Genomic DNA, 18,292 nt, shown 5'->3' on the forward strand with positions numbered 1-18,292 from the left:
TAAAGAATCAGTTTTATTCTTCAACACACTGTTTATTATGTTGTAACTACTCCCTACCTTCAGGTTCATGGTTCATTTTGTTAACGGTCTGTTGCTTCACAGCTTTGCTGATAGTCGCCCGGCTACAACCCAGCACTTTTTGAATCTGGCTCCAGGAGCTGCCGCTCGCAATCAGCCTGTTTATGGCGTCATAGCGAGACTGATTAACCTGGCGGCCTTTATACTTCCCTTCCCTTTTCGCCCTGGCGATCCCCTGCTGCTGCCGTTCCCGGCGCTGTTCATAGTCTCGCCTGGCGACGGCGGCCAGCATATCCAGCAACATATCGTTTATGGCCGAAAACATTCGGCTGTCAAAATCATTGTGACCCGATGCGAGCCAGGTTGTCGGAACGTTGACGGCCACAACCCGGATATCTTTCTGCCGGATCATTTTCTTCAGTGTGTTCCAGTCCTCCCCTACCAGGCGTGAAAGCCTGTCCACATCCTCTACCAGCAAGATATCGTTTTGCTGACAATCTTTCAGGAGCCGGAACAACTCAGGGCGTTCAAGCTTAGAACCTGATTCATTTTCAATGTAGTAGTTACAGATGCTCAGGCCGCGCTCGATGGCGAAGGTATTTATCGTGTCCAGGGCGCGTGTTGCATCCTGTTCAGTCGTGGATGCGCGTAAGTAAGCTCTGACAAAGCCTTTCGGTACTGTTTGAGTCATTATAGGGAACCAGTTCATTTTGAGTTAACCAGACACACCCATACAGTACCCATTTCAGTTGGTTCAGGGAAGGCACACTCAAAAAGAACCAGCAAACAGACCCCAGCCCTATAGTGACAACGTCACACTAAAAATTTACAACATAAAGATGATGTAAAGACACACCAAGATTTACACCATAAAGCGCACATAAAGACACAGCAACATTTACCATGTAAAGACACCATAAAGATAAATATATCTTTATTTGTGCTTTACATGGTAAAGCCATTGCATTATAAAGACACTGTAAAGACAAAAGTATCTTTACGAAAAACACACCATGTAAAGACATTCATATCTTTACATGAGCTTTACAACATAAAGAGAGGGATTCTGAAATGGGTAAAATCTTGCTTGTCGTATCAGATAAAGGTGGGGTAGGCAAAAGCACCTACGTGGCTAACACAGGCTCAATGCTGGTCAACAAAGGTAAGTCGGTAATTATCCTGAAGACAGATAAAAACCACGATCTGTTGAGCTGGAACGAAAAGCGGACAGATAACGGCTTACTCACTATCCCGGTTCACGCAGCTTACGGAAACGTCAGCAACGAAATTAAGCGCCTTAGTAAGCTGTGTGAAGTTCTCATTGTCGATTGCCCCGGCCACGACAGCCAGGAGTTCCGTAGCGCCCTGACAGTATCAGATATCGTGGTGACACTGGTTAAGCCGTCCTCTGATTTCGAAAGCGAAACACTGACCAGTGTTACAGAGAAAATCCGCACCGCTCAGAAAGCTAACGCAGCTCTGGAACCGTGGGTGCTGTTCACCAGAATCAACTCAGCGAAACCCCGCCACAGAAAAGCGGCCATTGATCTGGATAAATTACTGCGTTCGGACAACATCTGGATTCAACCTCTGAAAACCCGGATATCCGAGCTGGATGTGTATGAAAGCGCCTGTAATGAAGGGGCAGGGGTACATGACGTTAGCCGGGCATCGAGCCTTTCAACAGCGAAAGCACAGATTGAACTTGTGGCACAGGAAATTGGCATTTTATAGAAATATCAACAATATTCATCGAAATCTTTACATTGTAAATACACCATAAAGATACTATGATATTTACAATTAATGCATACCGTACAAGGGGAAATTTTCATGGCTTTAAAACTAAACCGCCCGAACATCGATGAATCTCAGCAACCAGCAACAAACGCAGAAACCGCGCGTTTTATCTCCGGCGCTACCAGAGCGCCTGTAGCGGGTAAACCAAAGTTGATGAACTTCAGACTGCCAGCGTACTTTGAGGAGATCCTGGAAGCGGAGGCGCAGAGAACAGGCCAGAGCAAGACAACCGTTCTAAAGGCAGCGCTGGCCGCATTCGATAACCTGGACGAGAACCTGAAAAACCACTGGCTGCTTGAATCTGCAAAATTAGGGTAGCGTTATGGCTAAGAAAAAGAGATATGTTGTGATGGTTAGAGATAAACCAAATACAGCGGCAATCAGCGATTATTAGCCTGGTTAGTATGGTTCGCTAACAGGCATAATAAGGCCGTTGCCTATGACTGCGGAGAATGGATTGTCGAACCATCACATTGGTTAAGAATTGGAAATCCAAAATAGAAAGAAACCTAAGGAAAGAAAAATGTTCATATTCAGATATATTAAAACTCTTATTAATATCTACTTGTTATACATCCAACCGATATTGGGGATGTTCCTTATAGGTATAGGCTTATGGGGGTTCTATGCACCTGATGAGGGAACTTGTACTAATCTCAATATTGAGTTATGCGCTGTATCAGCTATTGATGTTCTGAAGCCTGCTATTTTTGTATTTTTAGGCATTATTACCGTTGCCGGATGGTACTTTACCGAACTTCAGCCGAAGCTAAGGGGGGAGGGCAAGTATATGAAGGTAAAAACAGGTGTAAAACCGGAAGATTTCGTTAAGTAAAAACCGAGCCTAAAGACGTTAACCGTGGGGGATTTATGAATAAATCATGGCTTGAACAACAGGTGCAAAATGAAAAATTAAAAAAAGTACAGGAAGAGAAAAAAGATGGCACTATCCAAAAAGGATTGTACAGGGTTCGTATAAAAGACAAATACAGGTGGGATTTGTGGGAAAATGATTTCAGAGTTGTTATTGCTTATTCGAAAGATGATGCAGAGCTAAAATTTACAGAAATGACAGGTTTTAATGAGCATTACTATATAGAAAGCATTGAAAAAATAGTGCTTTCAGATATAGAAAAAATCTTACTGGAAAACTGAAAAGATAGTTATCCAGAGGTTTAGTTAAATAATGGCGTCAGTTTTTCAACCAGTAGCAGATCGCTTAAACCGTCTAAAGAAACAACTTCTATACCAGAATCAACAAGTGAATCAACTCCACATACTTCACCGAAGCCGATAACCATAATCGGCTTTCGGTCTATCAAATCAAAAATCACCAAAGGCAATATTACACTGTTAATCGCTTCAAACTCCTGAAAAAACATTTCAGAGCCGTATTCGCTGGCAGGAAAAAGAATCTCACTTAATCTCAAACCATAAAAAATATGGTAGTGTTCTTTAAGGTTATCCTTTAAAATATTAACAGCCTTAGAATATTTTTCGTTAATAAACTCTTTAACCTGATATTTCATAACTCTCTCCAACAAGAACCGACTGTAGGTCACCGGGCAAACGTTGCGGAATGGCGTCAGAGACGTCATTTTGCGGCGTTTGCCCTATCCTGCATCGCAGTGAAAAGAACTCGCCTCGTGCGCTATGATTAACCGATGATAAAAGGCTGAAAGAAGCACTGCAAGCCGACTGGATAACATTGTTGCTTCACGGCTGATCATCATTGGTTGCCTCAGTGCTAGTGTGCTTTGCATCAGGAACCAGAAGACGATACCACGGCATTTTTTTGTTAAGCAGCTCCATCAGGGGAGTGGCAAACAAACTCAATCCCCACAGCGTTACGATTACTGGAATCGTGAAATTTTGCGGCGTCCAGAACTGGCGCTCAAGGTGGAACCATGTAACAACACAGAGCATTCCACCAATCCAGAAAATAGCTTTACTGAAAGCCCCCAGGACTGCCAGAGAAATAACAGAGACTAAATGCAGTGCGCCAGCCGTAGCAAGACGTAGATAAAACCAGAACCATTTAGCGTGCCGGATAACCGGGTTACCGTTCGTTTCTCGCAATCGTTTTTTACGTTCCCGGATGATTTCTTTTTTCAGCTTACTTCGTTCGGCTCCCTGCGGAAACTCATATATTTTAGCCATGTTTTGCCTCACTTATTCTTTTTTGGTGGAACGACTTTGTCAAACTCCTCTAAAAATGCCATATCATCTTCCGAAAAGGATGAGGATTTTTCATTTATACTAAACTCAAATCTAAGCATGTGAGCCATTCTCCCTTTTTTCCCAACAACAGAGAAAGATAACTGATTTATTTCCGTTTTCTCAATTATCTCATTAATGCTTTTATTGATAACATCACGAACAAAAAATGAGTATTTAGGATACTTATATTTCTTCTCCCCTTCCTCAATAGTATAAAGTCCCATTTCCTCTTTTAAATCATCCACGGATATATCAAAAGATTTTTTTGAACTATTCTGACTGTAATATTTCCTAATGACTTGATAAAGGTTTGTTGAGTTTACACTGTTCAACAACACAACTGATTTCAATACCTGAGTGGTATATCTATTTTCAGAACCAATCAACTTAGAAAAATATCGCTTAGCTGTATTTGTGAATTTTATCCGTACAGTTGCAAGATGATCGTAATAGGCACAGAATTCTGTTAAGTTTAAATCCAAGCGATCAGGTATTTTATTCTTAGATGATAGTATCCCAAGTTCATCAGCCAAATTTTTTAAATCATCTCTGTTTAAAACTAACGTAGTTGAAGAAAGAACTTTAGCTCCCTCTTTCAGAGCTGCATAAGAGGCATATTTATCTAAAGAAGTAGCTTTTGAAAAAAAGTCAGCATCAACCTCCAAAATATCATCATCTAACATTTCCTTTGTATCAATCTGGCAAAGAGCCAGAAAAAGCACTCTTTTTGCTGAAAGGGAAAGGGATGCAAGAGTTACCCCAACTTCATTTCTATGTCTAACTTTCGTTAATCCCGTTACTGTCTTCACGATAAGCCTCATATAACCTTTCCTATGTAGGCAAATCATAACCCCACAAAGGTTGTAATTCAAGACAACAATACAACCTTTAATTAAAAAACCTCTCACCTTTAGATATGAAGATCTGAGGATCTTCATATCTAAAGATAGCAACAACCGCATGTTTCACTTGATGTTCAGTCAAACTGTGGAAACCGTTAAAAATCTTCTCACCTTACGTGAAAAATCCTCTCATCTTTAGTGAAAAATCTAACTACCTTAACTTAAAAATCTTCTCACCTTACGTGAAAAATCCTCTCACCTTACGTGAAAAATCCTCTCACCTTTAGCAATTTTTTTCCATAATTTTCAGGTAATTGAAGCGAGCTAAGTTTTTAAGTTTTTAAGATCAAGAAGAAAATATAAGGCTTTTAATGCACAGCGTCTGTGGATAACTCAGCATAAATCCAGAGGATAGATCCGTCTGGCCTCCCTGAGCACTGCACCACCAAAAATTGAGCAAATATTAACCTTAGCGCGTAAGTGCTCTATTGAAACCCCGTGGAAATTCCGCTTCCTCGCTCACTCGCGGGCTTCGCCCTGTCGTTCGGCTGCGGCGAGCGGTGTAATCTCTCTAAAAGATCCAGACGGGATCCTTTTCCGATCCAATTCTTAAATGCTCTCAAAAGCCCTCAGAGGCGTTTTAACCGCTTTAACCCGGTCATGGTTCAACGGAGCGGGTAAAATGCGCTTAGAACGTCATACAGCTCGTTTTTAACCTGATCCCTAATCAGGGGGTATAACAGAGGCGGCCAAAAAATCCGGCCTTGCTCGTCAGAGTATCTACCGCGCATTATCCCCGAACGGAAACCCGACCATCACAACACTTGCACAGCTTGCAGCAGTAGCCGGGTTACAGTTCACTCTCAGTAAGCCCAACCACTAACCTTTCAGACAAGCCCCTCATACCGGGGGGATTATTTCTTACGCCAGCAAAATTTCACGACCGGCGAGGATGGCCAAGTGTTTTTTGCTGGCAATTTTCGTGCAGCAGCTGGCGCCCGGATTCATTTTTTGCTGTCAGGCATCAATCGGTTTCAGCAACCCGCCCCGTAATTCGCTGCTAACGCATCTCATAACGCGCAGATACAGCGCCCCGCGCCAGTGTTTCACACTGACCCGGCGTACCGTTCGCAAGCTCACGCGCTAACTGCGACAGGCTAAACATCGTCTGATAGTCAGAAATTGGCCTGGCAGGGGTGAGGGGGGTTATCGCTCTCATTCGGGCTTGTTGGTTCGCCAGTCCTGGCGAACGTCTCCGGCGCGATGTTACGACAGCGCATTATGTAACTACAGTTCGCGCCTCTTTCGGAAATCCCTTCATGCGCGGTAAAGCAATATACATCTTTATGTAATCTTTACAATGTAAAGCATTAAAAATGATTCCATAACCATCATTTGATGGTATAATGAATTTGTTGGTTGGGAATGGTTCCCTGCCAGATTCCAGAAGCCCACACGGGCGGGAGCGAAAAATGAATATTCAGGAAGCATTAAACGTTTTTGGTTTATCCGGTGATCTGACTGAAAAGGACATCAAGGCGGCATACAAAAAAGCGGCTTTAAAATATCATCCAGACCGCAATCCATTGGGTGCCGAGCTGATGAAAGCAGTAAATGCTGCGTTTGATTTTCTCATGGCTAACATTGATAAAATCAATCAGTTTCAAAGCACTGATGAAAACGCACGTTACAACTACGGTGAAGATCTGGAAAAAGTTCTGAATACGCTTTCCGGCCTTACAGGGATTGTCTATGAAGTTATTGGTAATTGGGTCTGGATTAGCGGAGAAACTAAAGAACACAAAGACATTTTAAAGGAAATGGGCTGTAAGTGGGCATCTAAGAAAAAACAATGGTTTTACCGTCCTGAAGAACACAAAAGCCGCTGGAACCGTAAAGAACACAGCATTGAAGAAATTCGTGAAATGTATGGTACAGCGGGTAAACGTAAGGCGTCAGGCTGGACACGTGTAGAAGCAAGCGCATAACCGGAATGGGGGCGAAAGCCCCCTAGAACATGGCAAAGATTGATTCGGAGACACGTTGATGAAAAACAAGACCATAACGGAAGCGGAGCTGATAAACATTTTTGAAAGTTACGGAGCCTACATTTGCCCGGATGAGATCGAAGTTACAGCCAAAGAATGCAATGAAAATGGTTCAGTCTTGCACCGTGGCTTAAACGCAGAAGGATGGGCGCATCTTTTTGCGAAGGAAGAAGCATATCAGCAGGAATGCGAAGCCCAGGAAGCTGCAAGTGATGATGGACACTTTGATGAATAGTCTTAAAACTGCCGTAATTCGATTTACGGCTTTTTTATTGAGTTCAAAAGGCTGAATCGATGAAAGAACAGAAAAATTTCTTTGAACGGTATAAACCGGTGTTTGAAATCGTTTGTCGAATCCTGGGGAACGGCTGGCGTGTAAATCTGCTCGATGATTGCCAGTACAGGATTAAGCTAACCTCACCTGATTTTAAAAATTACTCTATACATATTCGAATGGAGAAAGGAAGGTTAGTTATCATTGGAAGCGTAGATAGTCGCAGCTGGAGAAGTCCTTACCATACTTGCACAGTATCGCCAGAACGTAACCCTGTAGAAATCGCCGCCGATATTGAAAAGAAAATCCTGTCGGATGCTTTAGATAATGTAGATATGGCGCGAGAGTATGAACAACAGTTACAGCAAAAACGCGAGAAAAAACTGATCCTGAAAGGAATGCTATCTCGTTTAGTGCATCTTGAAAGCTGGCATGGGACATTGACCGGGTTTAAAGTTGAGAATGGGTTAGATGGTAACGTATCAGAACGGGGCGACGGATATGAAATGGTAATTCGTGGCCTGAGTGTAGATCAGCTCATAAAGGTAGCGGGGTTTATTAAACAGCTATGAGGCAAAAAATGAATGAAGTCCTGAGCGACAGGAAAAACAAAGGTAATGTAACATACAGGATTGTTGTGTCTGAAGATGCAACACGTTTGTTTATTGAACTTGAAAAACTGATGAAGGTACGCTCTAAAGAAGCGGATAAAAAAACAACTAAAAAGATTGTTTTCCAAAAATCATTTTATTACGAAGAATTCTCGAACGTTAAAGATGAAATTGATGATCCAATTTTATTGAAATTCTATACAGATACTATTGTGAAGGTACAAAATCATGAGTTTTAAGCCAACACCTGAAGAGGTGAAACAAGCACGTATTAAAGCTGGCTTTACGCAGCAGGAAGCCGCTGAACGGTTTGGTTTTACGTTATCAGCCTGGCAAGCCAAAGAAACATCCGGTAAAACGTCTCGTGGTTTAGCCGCTGGTACGTATGAATTACTTTTGCTCCTGGCTGATGAACATCCAGATTACCAGCTCGTTAAGAGAGAAAAAAATCAGGATAAAGTGACTAAATAAATTGCATTACCATCATATGATGGTATAATTTATTTGTAGGTCGGGAATAGTTCCTTACCATGATCCAGTAGCCCAAACGGGCGGGAGACTAAAATGAACACGTATGTTATCACTTTCCAGGCTTTAAACACTAAGAAAGAAAAAATCACCTGCTCTGCTTTTGTCCATTCAGAAACTCTCTTCCTTGCCGTTCATTCTTTCGAAGATAAAAATCGCGGTCGTGGTTATGTTATCACGTCTGTTAGTGAATTGTTGTCCGAGGAACTGACGGCGAAAAATTCCCTCAAGAAAAATATTAACTTTTGGTTTAATGAGTGTGGTTTAAGTAAATCTGAGGTTATAAACGAAGTAATTAACTGGAAGAATTTCGCATATACCCTTAAAGAACTGGAGGAAGCCAAAAATGAAGCGATAAGAGAACTGCGGAGTTAATCAATTAGGGGTGGTATCAGGTTGTGGAGGCAACCTGATACCGTGACACTCAATTCCCTCGCGAGGAATATAAAATGTCGGAACGCATGTTATCAGCAATACAGACTGTTGAAAAGGGTGGGCGTCCGGTTTTTCCCTTGATGCCATTCTCTGCTTTTCCTGAGTACATGGCATTACTCAGAAAAGCCCTGGAAAAGAAAGAAACAAAAGCACTGATAGAAAAACAGGAGGTGCTATGAAAAAACAGGAGTTTTTAGATTTTATCAGTGCAGAACAGAGGCGGGGAGCTGTCCGGTTTTCGCTGGGATTTAACAGCAAAGGGGAAATTGTATTGCACTGGACTAACGAGGCCGGGTTAAGAGTCTGGAGTATACTAAGCGGTAACAGGGGAAAAAGTCCCAGCCGGGCAAACCGGGAAAGAATGAGTAACCTCCGCCGCTGGCTCCATGATGCCCGGCAGGGCATGGAAGGCGACACACCAGAGGCAGAATAAAATTCCCGTTCCTGAATCGCCGAAGCCCTCCCGTTTACGGGAGGTGCTTTTTTTGTATATTCCGTAAAACAGCGCTCGCGCCCCCTGCCAGGCCATTCGCGTAGCGAATTTATTTCCGCCCAAGTTAGCCGCGAATCCGTTGTCTCCGGTCGCAGACGCACCAGATCACAGCCACGATAGCCTTTCATTTTTTGCATTTCGATGGACGCTGAAGCACAATTTATGTGTGGAGGTAGTTCACTGCGATGCAGGATAGGGCAAACGCCGCAAAATGACGTCTCTGACGCCATTCCGCAACGTTTGCCCGGTGACCTACAGTCGGTTCTTGTTGGAGAGTTTTATGAAAAAAGTTCAATTCAGGATTGAAGAAAGCCAACATGATGATCTACTTGATTGTCTTAAAACACTTTATCCAGATGAACCGGGTTTAACCGTGGCAAAAGGAATGAAGCTGCTTGCCAATGCTTTACTGAAAAGCAAGGTTAAAAATGAAGATGTTAATGTGTCAAAAGACAATGATGATTTTATCAAAACCACAATGTATTTGACAGGGAAACAAAGAACTTTAATAGAGAAAGCGGCTCATCGTCATGGCTGGAATTTATCCAGAGAATGTCGTTATCGAATCCAGACGACACTTGAAAATGAACTTGATTTTTTCGATCAGGAACTTCTGGTGATGAATCGTTGCCGTAATGCAATAGATAAAATAGGGCGAAACTTTCATTATATTATCGTTAATGATAATGCCAGAGTACTTGATAAAGATGGGTTCTATCAGGACGCTGAGCGGTTGAGTTCAGAGATAATGAGTCTCAAAAGTGAGTTTGAAAACTACATTATGTTATGCAAAGGGCGAACTGTTTCTAACAAGGTTGAGGTGTAATCATGGGCGTTTATGTTGACAAGGAATTCAGGGTTAAGCGTAAGTCCTCTGAAGCTGGCCGCAAGTCTGCTTTCGCCCATAAAGTTAAAAATGGTGGTAAAAACTATCAACGCAACGTTCAGGAACGTATCAACCGCAAGGGTGCCAGTAAGGAGGTTGTTGTCAAAATCTCAGGAGGTGCGATTACCCGGCAGGGAGTTCGAAACAGTATTGACTATATGAGCCGGGAGTCAGAGCTGCCAGTGATGAGTGAAAGCGGTCAGGTATGGAAAGGTGATGAGATTCAGGAGGCTAAAGAGCACATGATAGATCGTGCTAATGACCCTCAAAATGTTTTCGATGATAAAGGTAAGGAAAATAAAAAAGTAACCCAAAATATTGTGTTTTCACCGCCTGTATCAGCAAAGGTAAAACCTGAAGATCTGCTTGAGTCTGTCAGGAAAACGATGAACAAGAAGTACCCAAATCATCGTTTTGTGCTTGGCTATCATAACGACAAAAAAGAACATCCACACGTGCATGTCGTTTTTCGTATTCGTGATAATGACGGTAAACGAGCTGATATCAGGAAAAAAGATTTACGGGAAATTCGTACAGGTTTTTGTGAAGAGCTGAAGATGAAGGGCTATGACGTTAAAGCCACTCATAAGCAGCAGCATGGACTTAACCAGTCTATTAAAGATGCGCACAAAACAGCGCCAAAACGACAGAAGGGCGTTTATGAGGTTGTTGATGTTGGCTACGACCATTATCAGAACGATAAAACCAAACCAAAGCAGCATTTCATAAAGCTTAAGACACTGAACAAGGGCGTGGAGAAAACATATTGGGGGGCTGATTTTGGTGAGTTAACCACTCGCGAGAACGTTAAGAAAGGTGATCTTGTTAAGCTGAAGAAGTTAGGACAAAAGGAGGTGAAAATCCCTGCACTTGATAAGAACGGTGTACAGCATGGCTGGAAGACTGCACACAGGAATGAGTGGCAGCTAGAGAACCTGGGGGTTAAGGGCATAGACAGAATCTCTTCATCCAGTAAAGAGCTGGTGCTGAACAGCGCGGAGATGATTAAGAAACAGCAACTCCAGATGAGAAATTTCTCGCAAATAAAACAGTCGATGATTCAAAGCGAACAGAAAGTGAAAATCGGAATTCGTTTAGGATAATTCATACTCTCCGGTAACTTATTGATTAAGATCGATTTATTTATCTTGTTAGCAGAGTTTTTGTAAAAAGTAACTAGCGGTAAAAAATTTAGTTAACTTGACTATAAAATAAGCGCATGGTGATCAATCGATCTGCTTTTTTGTTATCAAATAGCATATGTATCTAGATATAAATAAAATACAAGCACAAACAAAATGAAATGTGTCGTAAATGCGATCTAAAGATCTGCTTGTGTGGTTGAACGCAGCACATGTAGCTGATAAAGTTTTTATGAGATGTAAATTTGTCCTTTTGTTTTTTTTCTCTGATTCGGGGTCATCCGAGTCGAGAGAGCGCCTGAAAGGAAAAACTATGGAATGGTATGTTTTGCAATTCACCACTACGAGATTTGCAGCAGTTTTTGCTCATCTCGAACGCCTGAACTTCTCTTACTTCTGTCCTATGGAGACTGAAAGGTATCGTCGCCCGGATAAGATAATTTCATATCGAGAAAGACGTTTGCCGCTTTTTCCCGGTTATCTTTTTATCCAGGCAGATTTTGAAGAGGTTCATTCCACTACAATAACTGCTATCCCTTACGTACAACGCTTTATCTCATTTGGCGGTGAGCCTTTACCTGTACCAGAAGATGTGATGGCGGAGCTTTTGTACAGACAATCACATACAACAGCTCAGGCAAATCTTTTAAGGAAATCAATTCCACACGATTTTGCTGAAATTCTACTCATGGATAATCCGCAGCAAAGAAGTATGGCTTTCATCCACTACATCACAGAGAGAAGCTTAACCCACAAAATGAAACGGAAGAAAAATGACTGCTACCCGAAAAAAAACCGCAACGAGACGCAAGCCCCAACGTAATACACTCTACCTGCCCTCAGCTTCTCGTGAGGAACTGGATAAAATTGCTCTGGAGATTGGCTATCGCAGGGGGCGACGTATTTCAAGCTCTGGTGTTGTCCAGTACCTCATAAAAAAATATTCCAGCCAGGCTATTGAGGAGCTGATAAACGAAGACGATGAAGACGATGACGACTTCGATGACTAACCATTCAGTCTAAACTTTCCGCGCTGTTCTGGCCGGGAGAAAATCATGTTATCTACTACTGCTTTTGCGGCGCTTGCTTTGCAATGCGCGGCCAGCGTTCATCCCGATACTGCGCATGAAGTTGCAAGGGTTGAATCTGGTTTTAACCCATATGCTATTGCCGAGATAATACCGAAGGTTGAACGTAAGCCCGGTGACAAAGGCGTAGTGTCCTACTTTCCCAAAACTAAGGAGGCTGCACTCCAGATCGTAAATCAAATTGAATCACGAAATCATCGTTACTCAGTCGGTCTTATGCAAATAACGAGTACGAATTTTGCAAACTTCAATACAACCGCTGAGAAAATGTTTGACCCCTGCGAAAATCTCAAGGTTTCAGAGCAAATTTTGGTGGATTGTTATAAACGTGGTGGCGATATTTTACGTGGCCTGAGTTGCTATTATTCCGGCAATCCAGAAACAGGAACTAAACCTGAATCAGATTTTAATAACACCAGTTATATACAGCGCATAGGGTTTAATCCGCCTGATAACAAAAAAAACTGGGTGGTTCCTTCAGTTAAAGATGCAATCAGAAAGGAGAATGTAACACAGAGTATCAAACCTAAAGAAGTTACCGTATATCCCCAATATGCCATGCGTGGCACTGTTTTAGATGAAAAGGAAACAAACGATGTTAAAACTCAATAAACGTTATTTAACTCTTTCTGTATTTATGGCTGCATTGATGCTTTGTGTAGCAGAACCCGCCTTTGCTGATGATGTATCCACTAAAACAACTGGCTTCTTGCAGAAGATTATCGATTTTCTGACGGATATCCGTAAGCCAGCAATCACCATCATTGCGCTGGTAATTGGTTATATCGCTATCTTCTCACGCCAGCATGCAGCGTGGATTACGCCTTTAATTATCGGGATTATCATCTTTATTGTTGCGCCATATCTGCCTGACTGGTTAGCGTAATATGTAATAAAAGGGGGCGTAAAAATGAGTACCGTTTTTAAAGGGCTGACACGCCCCGCTTTGATTAGGGGGCTGGGCGTTCCGCTCTACCCCTTTCTTGGAATGTGCGTTATCTGCGTTTTGCTTGGTGTCTGGATTCATGAGGCTATGTATGCCCTCATCCTCCCTGGCTGGTATGCCATCAAGCGAGTTACGAAGATAGATGAACGCTTTTTTGACCTGCTTTATCTGCGAATGCAAATCAAAGGTAATCCTCTGGCAAACAAGCGCTTCAATGCCGTCCATTATGCGGGGAGTTCGTACGACGCAGTCGATATATCGAAAGTGGACAATTTTATGAAGCTTAAAGACCAGTCTTCTCTTGAAGAGTTAATCCCGTATTCATCACACATCACTGATAACCTCATTGTTACCAGAAACCATGATCTACTGGCGACCTGGCAGATTGACGGAGCTTATTTTGAATGTGTAGATGAAGCGGATCTAGCCTTGCTTACTGACCAGCTCAATACGCTGATACGTAGTTTTGATGGGAAACCCGTTACCTTTTATACGCATCGTATTCGGGTTAGAAAAGAAGTGCGACCTGTATTTGACAGCAAGATCCCATTCGTCAACAGAGTGATGAACGATTATTACGAATCGCTTTCGGCGGCTGAGTATTTTGAAAACAAATTATACTTAACCGTATGCTATAAACCGTTCAGCGCTGAAGATAAAGTGACGCATTTTCTTTCAAGGAAAAAGGGTAATAAAAATATCTTCGAAGAACCCATTAATGATATGAATGAAATATGTGGCAGATTGAGCACCTATCTCTCCCGGTTTCATTCCCGTCGTCTTGGGTTATATGAAGAAAATAATATAGTTTATTCAGAACAGCTTACGCTGTTCCAGAAACTGCTATCCGGGCGCTGGCAGAAAGTCAGAGTCACCAATAGTCCGTTTTATACATACCTGGGTGGTAAAGACCTGTTCTTTGGTAACGATGCTGGACAAATCACTGCCTCTGACCATGCCCGGTACTTTCGTTGCATCGAGATCAAGGACTACTTTCAGGAAACGGATGCCGGAATTTTTGATGCACTGATGTATCTCCCGGTTGAGTATGTACAGACTTCCTCTTTAACTCCGATAGACAAGCAGTCTGCAATCAAGGCGCTGGATGATCAGATCGACAAACTCGAAATGACCGATGATGCCGCTAAATCCTTGCTCGCTGATTTGAAAGTTGGTCTCGATATGGTCTCCAGCGGCTATATTTCTTTCGGGAAAAGTCACCAGACACTGATTGTTTACGCAGATTCGCCGGAGCGTCTGGTGAAGGACACCAATATTGTAACGACGACCCTGGAGGATTTAGGGCTGATCGTAACCTATTCAACCTTGAGTCTTGGCGCAGCGTATTTTGCTCAGTTACCTGGTAACTACACGTTACGGCCACGCCTGAGTTCTATCAGCAGTCTGAACTTTGCCGAAATGGAAAGCTTCCATAATTTCTTTACGGGCAAGGAGAAAGGAAATACCTGGGGTAACAACCTTATCACCCTGGGCGGCTCAGGAAATGATATTTATAACCTGAACTATCACATGACTACCGAGCATCAAAATTACTTCGGTAAAAACCCCACGCTGGGGCATACCGAAATTCTTGGTACGTCAAACGTGGGTAAAACGGTAGTGATGATGACTAAGGCTTTCGCCGCCCAGCAGTTCGGAACGCCGGAGTCTTTTCCACCTGAGAGGAAATTAAAGAAGTTAACTACAGTATTTTTCGACAAAGATCGGGCAGCGGAACCCGGTATACGTTCAATGGGAGGTGCTTACTTTCGGGTGAAAGAAGGAGAGCCGACTGGCTGGAACCCTGCGGCTTTGCCACCAACCAAACGAAATATTTCCTTTATGAAAGACCTGGTGAGGCTACTTTGTACGCTTAACAGTGAGCCGCTTGATGATTACCAGAACCGCCTGATTTCTGATGCCGTTGAGCGCCTGATGCAGAGGTCAAACCGCTCTTATCCGATCAGTAAGTTGCGACCACTCATTCTGGAGCCTGATGATACTGAAACCCGGCGGCATGGGCTTAAAGCACGCCTGAATGCCTGGGTGCAGGGAGGGGAATTTGGCTGGGTGTTTGATAACCCGGACGATACGTTTGATGTGGACAACCTGGACGTTTTCGGTATAGACGGAACGGAGTTTCTGGATAACAAAGTACTTTCCAGCGCCGCTTCATTCTATCTCATCTACCGTGTCACCATGCTGGCTGATGGCCGCCGACTCCTTATCTACATGGATGAGTTCTGGCAATGGATTAACAACGAAGCGTTCAGAGATTTTGTTTATAACAAACTCAAAACCGCGCGTAAGCTGGATATGGTGCTTGTCGTAGCGACACAATCGCCGGATGAACTAATTAAATCACCTATCGCGGCTGCCGTTCGTGAGCAGTGCGCAACACATATTTATCTGGCGAACCCCAAAGCGAAACGTAGTGAGTACGTAGACGAGTTGGAAGTGAGAGAACTTTATTTTGACAAAATTAAAGCCATTGACCCGTTATCTCGTCAGTTCCTGGTCGTCAAAAACCCACAGAGGAAGGGGGAAAGTGATGATTTTGCGGCTTTCGCAAGACTGGATTTGGGAAAAGCGGCGTATTACCTACCGGTTCTCAGCGCATCGAAACCCCAGCTTGAACTGTTCGATGAAATCTGGAAAGAGGGTATGAAGCCGGAAGAGTGGCTTGATACCTATCTGGAACGTGCAAACCTGATTTAAGGAATCCCTATGAAAAAGCATATCGTTGCGGCACTTATCGCCTCTGTTACGGTTATTTCTGGTGCTCAGGCTGGTGTTCCCGTTGCCATTGATGCAAACCCTGAATGGGCTGTCGAAGCGCAGCGCTGGACAGAACGCCTCAAACAGTGGCAGGACACCGTGAACCACTACCAGAAACAGATTAATGCCTATAAGCAGGAGCTGCTGACCAAAACGGGCATTCGTGATGTTCAGGGACTGGTGCAGTCTGCGCAATCTGTCAGTAAGGAGCTGGAGAATATTTACGACCAGGGGAACTCCTTCATTGATGATTACATTAAGAACCCGGAAGCCACCCTGTCTGAGCAAGCCAGATCACTACTGGCCGATTATAAGGTGACAAACACCTGTAAGGGGCTGGGATATACGGGCGACCTGGTGCGGGGCTGTGAAGCCTCGTTCCTGTCCCAACTGGCGGGGATCGAGTACGGCAATAAGCTGGAAAGTAAACTGCGTGAAGATAATCAGGAAATGGCCGACCTTATCGACCAGGTGAAGAACGCCCAGGACACGAAAGCCACGCAGGACGCGACAAACGCTGTATCTCTGGCAAGCCTGAAATTTAACAAGCTCAAATTTCAGTATGAAATGTATCGCGATAAGCAGCGCGATCTTGCAGAATACAAGGAGAAAATGTTACAGGCTGCTTTCCAGGAGAAACAATTAGGGGCTGTTAATAAAGAAACTCCAGTTGTTGATTATAAGGCAGCATTTGAGCAGCAGAGTTATGAAATGAACTGAGGGGGCATTTTGAAAAAATATGGATTAGTTGCGGCGTTGGGGCTTACATTCTTTCTTACCGGGTGTGAAGAGGTTAAATCTGTAGACTGGTGGCAGTCTCACGTAGACGATGCAACGAAAAAAGTAGCTGAATGCAAAAAGTCTGGGAGTGATAGCGAAAATTGTAAAAACGCTAAGGAAGGTTTGTTTAGGTATAAGCAATTACATCCTAAGCATGTTGACTATAAAGATGCATTCAAAAATGTATTGGGTAAAGATGGAAGTTAAAAGGAGCCACTATGGCAACTTCTAGGTATTTCCAGGCCGCTCATGACGTTATTGTTAAAACTCTTGACCAGTCTTTGACTGGTCAGTTAGATAACTTTTCTTCAATAGCGTCTCAGTTGGGTAAGTATGGTATTTCCATTTATATATTGTGGTATGCTTATACCACAATAGTTGGGAAGCAAAAAACCGCAGTGCAGGATTTTTTATGGAATCTATGTCGATTCTGGTTAATTCTTGTTTTTGTCAAAAATATGGGGGGGTGGTTAGATAGTGCAACTCAGGCCATTGATGGGCTGAAGGAAACATTTGCAGGAGGTGATCCTTGGAAATGGGTTGACGAGCTTTGGGAGAAAGTTCAGCAGGTAGCTGCATATCTTATGTCCAAAGATACTTCGAAGTATGTGAAAACAGATGGGGCAATCGCATCTTTATTAACATATGCTGGAGGGATAATTGCATTATTGCTAACTTCAATAGTTTATCTCGCCGCCGAAGTTACTATTAAGATACTTACTATTACCGCGCCGTTGTTTATTATTTGTCTTTCATTTGGTTTTTTAAGGCAGATGTTTAATAGCTGGCTTCAGTTAATATTTAGCTCATGCTTCATATTCTTGTTTTGTGGACTGGCAATTAAAGCGGGAATGACGTTCCTTAATGGCATTCTGACAATCTCGATAGCTAACGCAGATGAATTAAATCTGATATCAACAGGTGCTCAGGCCGGGGTTGCAGGTGCATTTATGGCCTGGATTATCTGGCAAGCCAAAACCTATGCTTCCCAGCTCGCAGGGGTAGGTGTTGAAGGCGCGATGCAAGGGGCAGCCGCAATGGGGATTGGTGCTGGCGTGTTCGGCGCTTCCCGTATGGGGCGTAATCTGCTTGGTATGGGTAAAAATGCAGGGATTGGCGCATGGAAAGGCGTTCGCCGTCAGGATGGAGGGTTCAACCAGTCTCCTGGTGTATCCGGTAAGTTGGGGAATCTGACCGGGCAGGGCGTTAATATTGGCGCTAAGAGGCTTCGCCAGGCTGCGATAGATGCGGCGAAAAAGAAATATGGAGGTTAACCGATTTATTATTTAAATCTGTCAACTCTGAGTATTCCGCAGTAAATATTCACTCCTCTATTTAGGTTCTCACATTATGAAACTACTTATCACGGCTATCGTGACGCTTTGCCTTGTCGGATGCCAGGC

Annotated in this window: 25 protein-coding genes and 1 pseudogene; 22 read left to right on the top strand and 4 right to left on the bottom strand. The window is 43.2% G+C overall.

Features of this window, described 5'->3' with window-relative positions:
• Positions 1–46: 46 nt before the first annotated feature.
• Positions 47–709: a recombinase family protein gene (locus tag ACQG2Q_RS26220; RefSeq protein WP_001549893.1), complete on the bottom strand. Its 663-nt coding sequence runs from the start codon at positions 707–709 to the stop codon at positions 47–49.
• A gap of 380 nt (positions 710–1,089) precedes the next feature.
• On the opposite strand from ACQG2Q_RS26220, the gene ACQG2Q_RS26225 reads away from it, so the two are divergent.
• The 4 genes from ACQG2Q_RS26225 (at position 1,090) to ACQG2Q_RS26240 (ending at position 2,973) form a co-directional block, all read left to right on the top strand.
• A complete protein-coding gene (locus ACQG2Q_RS26225; RefSeq protein ID WP_000516402.1) occupies positions 1,090–1,752 on the top strand; it encodes a division plane positioning ATPase MipZ in 663 nt (220 codons plus the stop codon).
• 99 nt (positions 1,753–1,851) lie between these two features.
• Positions 1,852–2,136: a hypothetical protein gene (locus ACQG2Q_RS26230; RefSeq protein ID WP_001185481.1), complete on the top strand. Its 285-nt coding sequence runs from the start codon at positions 1,852–1,854 to the stop codon at positions 2,134–2,136.
• Positions 2,137–2,341: 205 nt separating this feature from the next.
• Positions 2,342–2,653, top strand: coding sequence for a hypothetical protein (locus ACQG2Q_RS26235; RefSeq protein ID WP_000469598.1), 312 nt, complete (start codon positions 2,342–2,344; stop codon positions 2,651–2,653).
• A 35-nt stretch (positions 2,654–2,688) separates the two neighbouring features.
• Positions 2,689–2,973: a hypothetical protein gene (locus ACQG2Q_RS26240; RefSeq protein ID WP_001043731.1), complete on the top strand. Its 285-nt coding sequence runs from the start codon at positions 2,689–2,691 to the stop codon at positions 2,971–2,973.
• 20 nt (positions 2,974–2,993) lie between these two features.
• Here ACQG2Q_RS26240 and ddp1 (ACQG2Q_RS26245) read toward each other — a convergent pair whose 3' ends face one another.
• The 3 genes from ddp1 (ACQG2Q_RS26245) to ACQG2Q_RS26255 all read right to left on the bottom strand — a co-directional run bounded on the left by ddp1 (ACQG2Q_RS26245) (position 2,994) and on the right by ACQG2Q_RS26255 (position 5,000).
• On the bottom strand, positions 2,994–3,347 hold the full coding sequence (gene ddp1 / locus ACQG2Q_RS26245; RefSeq protein WP_000877224.1) for a DNA distortion polypeptide 3: 354 nt from the start codon (positions 3,345–3,347) through the stop codon (positions 2,994–2,996).
• Positions 3,348–3,534: 187 nt separating this feature from the next.
• A complete protein-coding gene (locus tag ACQG2Q_RS26250) occupies positions 3,535–3,978 on the bottom strand; it encodes a hypothetical protein (protein ID WP_001074369.1) in 444 nt (147 codons plus the stop codon).
• A gap of 8 nt (positions 3,979–3,986) precedes the next feature.
• Positions 3,987–5,000 carry a replication initiation protein gene (locus ACQG2Q_RS26255; RefSeq protein WP_001348704.1) on the bottom strand — a complete coding sequence of 338 codons (1,014 nt, stop codon included), beginning with the start codon at positions 4,998–5,000 and terminating at the stop codon, positions 3,987–3,989.
• 610 nt (positions 5,001–5,610) lie between these two features.
• Between ACQG2Q_RS26255 and ACQG2Q_RS26260 the strand changes: the two are divergent.
• The 18 genes and pseudogenes from ACQG2Q_RS26260 to ACQG2Q_RS26345 form a co-directional block, all read left to right on the top strand.
• Positions 5,611–5,763: pseudogene (locus tag ACQG2Q_RS26260) on the top strand (DNA-binding protein); the annotation flags it as partial.
• Positions 5,764–6,352: 589 nt separating this feature from the next.
• Positions 6,353–6,868 carry a DnaJ domain-containing protein gene (locus tag ACQG2Q_RS26265; RefSeq protein ID WP_001025390.1) on the top strand — a complete coding sequence of 172 codons (516 nt, stop codon included), beginning with the start codon at positions 6,353–6,355 and terminating at the stop codon, positions 6,866–6,868.
• A 58-nt stretch (positions 6,869–6,926) separates the two neighbouring features.
• Positions 6,927–7,163, top strand: a complete 237-nt coding sequence (locus ACQG2Q_RS26270) for a hypothetical protein (protein ID WP_000792381.1) — start codon at positions 6,927–6,929, stop codon at positions 7,161–7,163.
• A 59-nt stretch (positions 7,164–7,222) separates the two neighbouring features.
• Complete coding sequence (locus tag ACQG2Q_RS26275) at positions 7,223–7,774, top strand: hypothetical protein (RefSeq protein ID WP_000662998.1); 552 nt, start codon at positions 7,223–7,225, stop codon at positions 7,772–7,774.
• A gap of 65 nt (positions 7,775–7,839) precedes the next feature.
• Complete coding sequence (locus ACQG2Q_RS26280) at positions 7,840–8,052, top strand: hypothetical protein (protein WP_004208549.1); 213 nt, start codon at positions 7,840–7,842, stop codon at positions 8,050–8,052.
• Positions 8,042–8,284 (top strand): hypothetical protein, encoded by a 243-nt coding sequence (locus tag ACQG2Q_RS26285; RefSeq protein WP_000008707.1) that lies wholly within the window; start codon positions 8,042–8,044, stop codon positions 8,282–8,284. Before ACQG2Q_RS26280 ends, ACQG2Q_RS26285 begins: the two co-directional genes overlap by 11 nt.
• 93 nt (positions 8,285–8,377) lie before the next feature.
• Positions 8,378–8,716, top strand: coding sequence for a hypothetical protein (locus ACQG2Q_RS26290; protein ID WP_001099725.1), 339 nt, complete (start codon positions 8,378–8,380; stop codon positions 8,714–8,716).
• Between the two features lie 74 nt (positions 8,717–8,790).
• Positions 8,791–8,955 carry a hypothetical protein gene (locus tag ACQG2Q_RS26295; RefSeq protein WP_000004083.1) on the top strand — a complete coding sequence of 55 codons (165 nt, stop codon included), beginning with the start codon at positions 8,791–8,793 and terminating at the stop codon, positions 8,953–8,955.
• Positions 8,952–9,209, top strand: coding sequence for a hypothetical protein (locus ACQG2Q_RS26300; protein WP_004199355.1), 258 nt, complete (start codon positions 8,952–8,954; stop codon positions 9,207–9,209). Before ACQG2Q_RS26295 ends, ACQG2Q_RS26300 begins: the two co-directional genes overlap by 4 nt.
• A gap of 340 nt (positions 9,210–9,549) precedes the next feature.
• Entirely contained in the window at positions 9,550–10,095 is a 546-nt protein-coding gene (ddp1, locus tag ACQG2Q_RS26305; protein ID WP_001348698.1) for a DNA distortion polypeptide 1, read from the top strand.
• 2 nt (positions 10,096–10,097) lie between these two features.
• Positions 10,098–11,258 (top strand): MobP1 family relaxase, encoded by a 1,161-nt coding sequence (gene mobP1 / locus ACQG2Q_RS26310; RefSeq protein WP_004199101.1) that lies wholly within the window; start codon positions 10,098–10,100, stop codon positions 11,256–11,258.
• Between the two features lie 352 nt (positions 11,259–11,610).
• Complete coding sequence (locus ACQG2Q_RS26315) at positions 11,611–12,120, top strand: transcription termination/antitermination NusG family protein (RefSeq protein WP_000455437.1); 510 nt, start codon at positions 11,611–11,613, stop codon at positions 12,118–12,120.
• Between the two features lie 232 nt (positions 12,121–12,352).
• Complete coding sequence (locus tag ACQG2Q_RS26320) at positions 12,353–12,997, top strand: lytic transglycosylase domain-containing protein (RefSeq protein WP_000953538.1); 645 nt, start codon at positions 12,353–12,355, stop codon at positions 12,995–12,997.
• Positions 12,981–13,271, top strand: coding sequence for a TrbC/VirB2 family protein (locus tag ACQG2Q_RS26325; RefSeq protein ID WP_000916156.1), 291 nt, complete (start codon positions 12,981–12,983; stop codon positions 13,269–13,271). The genes ACQG2Q_RS26320 and ACQG2Q_RS26325 overlap by 17 nt, the downstream gene beginning before the upstream one ends.
• A gap of 24 nt (positions 13,272–13,295) precedes the next feature.
• Positions 13,296–16,049: a VirB3 family type IV secretion system protein gene (locus tag ACQG2Q_RS26330; protein WP_015060057.1), complete on the top strand. Its 2,754-nt coding sequence runs from the start codon at positions 13,296–13,298 to the stop codon at positions 16,047–16,049.
• 9 nt (positions 16,050–16,058) lie between these two features.
• Positions 16,059–16,829: a type IV secretion system protein gene (locus tag ACQG2Q_RS26335; RefSeq protein WP_000716326.1), complete on the top strand. Its 771-nt coding sequence runs from the start codon at positions 16,059–16,061 to the stop codon at positions 16,827–16,829.
• A gap of 9 nt (positions 16,830–16,838) precedes the next feature.
• The gene (locus ACQG2Q_RS26340) at positions 16,839–17,096 is read left to right on the top strand and encodes an EexN family lipoprotein (RefSeq protein ID WP_000759841.1); all 258 of its coding nucleotides are present in this window, start codon (positions 16,839–16,841) and stop codon (positions 17,094–17,096) included.
• 11 nt (positions 17,097–17,107) lie between these two features.
• Complete coding sequence (locus tag ACQG2Q_RS26345; RefSeq protein ID WP_000235886.1) at positions 17,108–18,163, top strand: type IV secretion system protein; 1,056 nt, start codon at positions 17,108–17,110, stop codon at positions 18,161–18,163.
• Positions 18,164–18,292 lie beyond the last annotated feature (129 nt).

It is taken from the genome of Enterobacter cloacae complex sp. 370H10, from assembly GCF_050031535.1.
GTDB lineage: Bacteria > Pseudomonadota > Gammaproteobacteria > Enterobacterales > Enterobacteriaceae > Enterobacter > Enterobacter intestinihominis.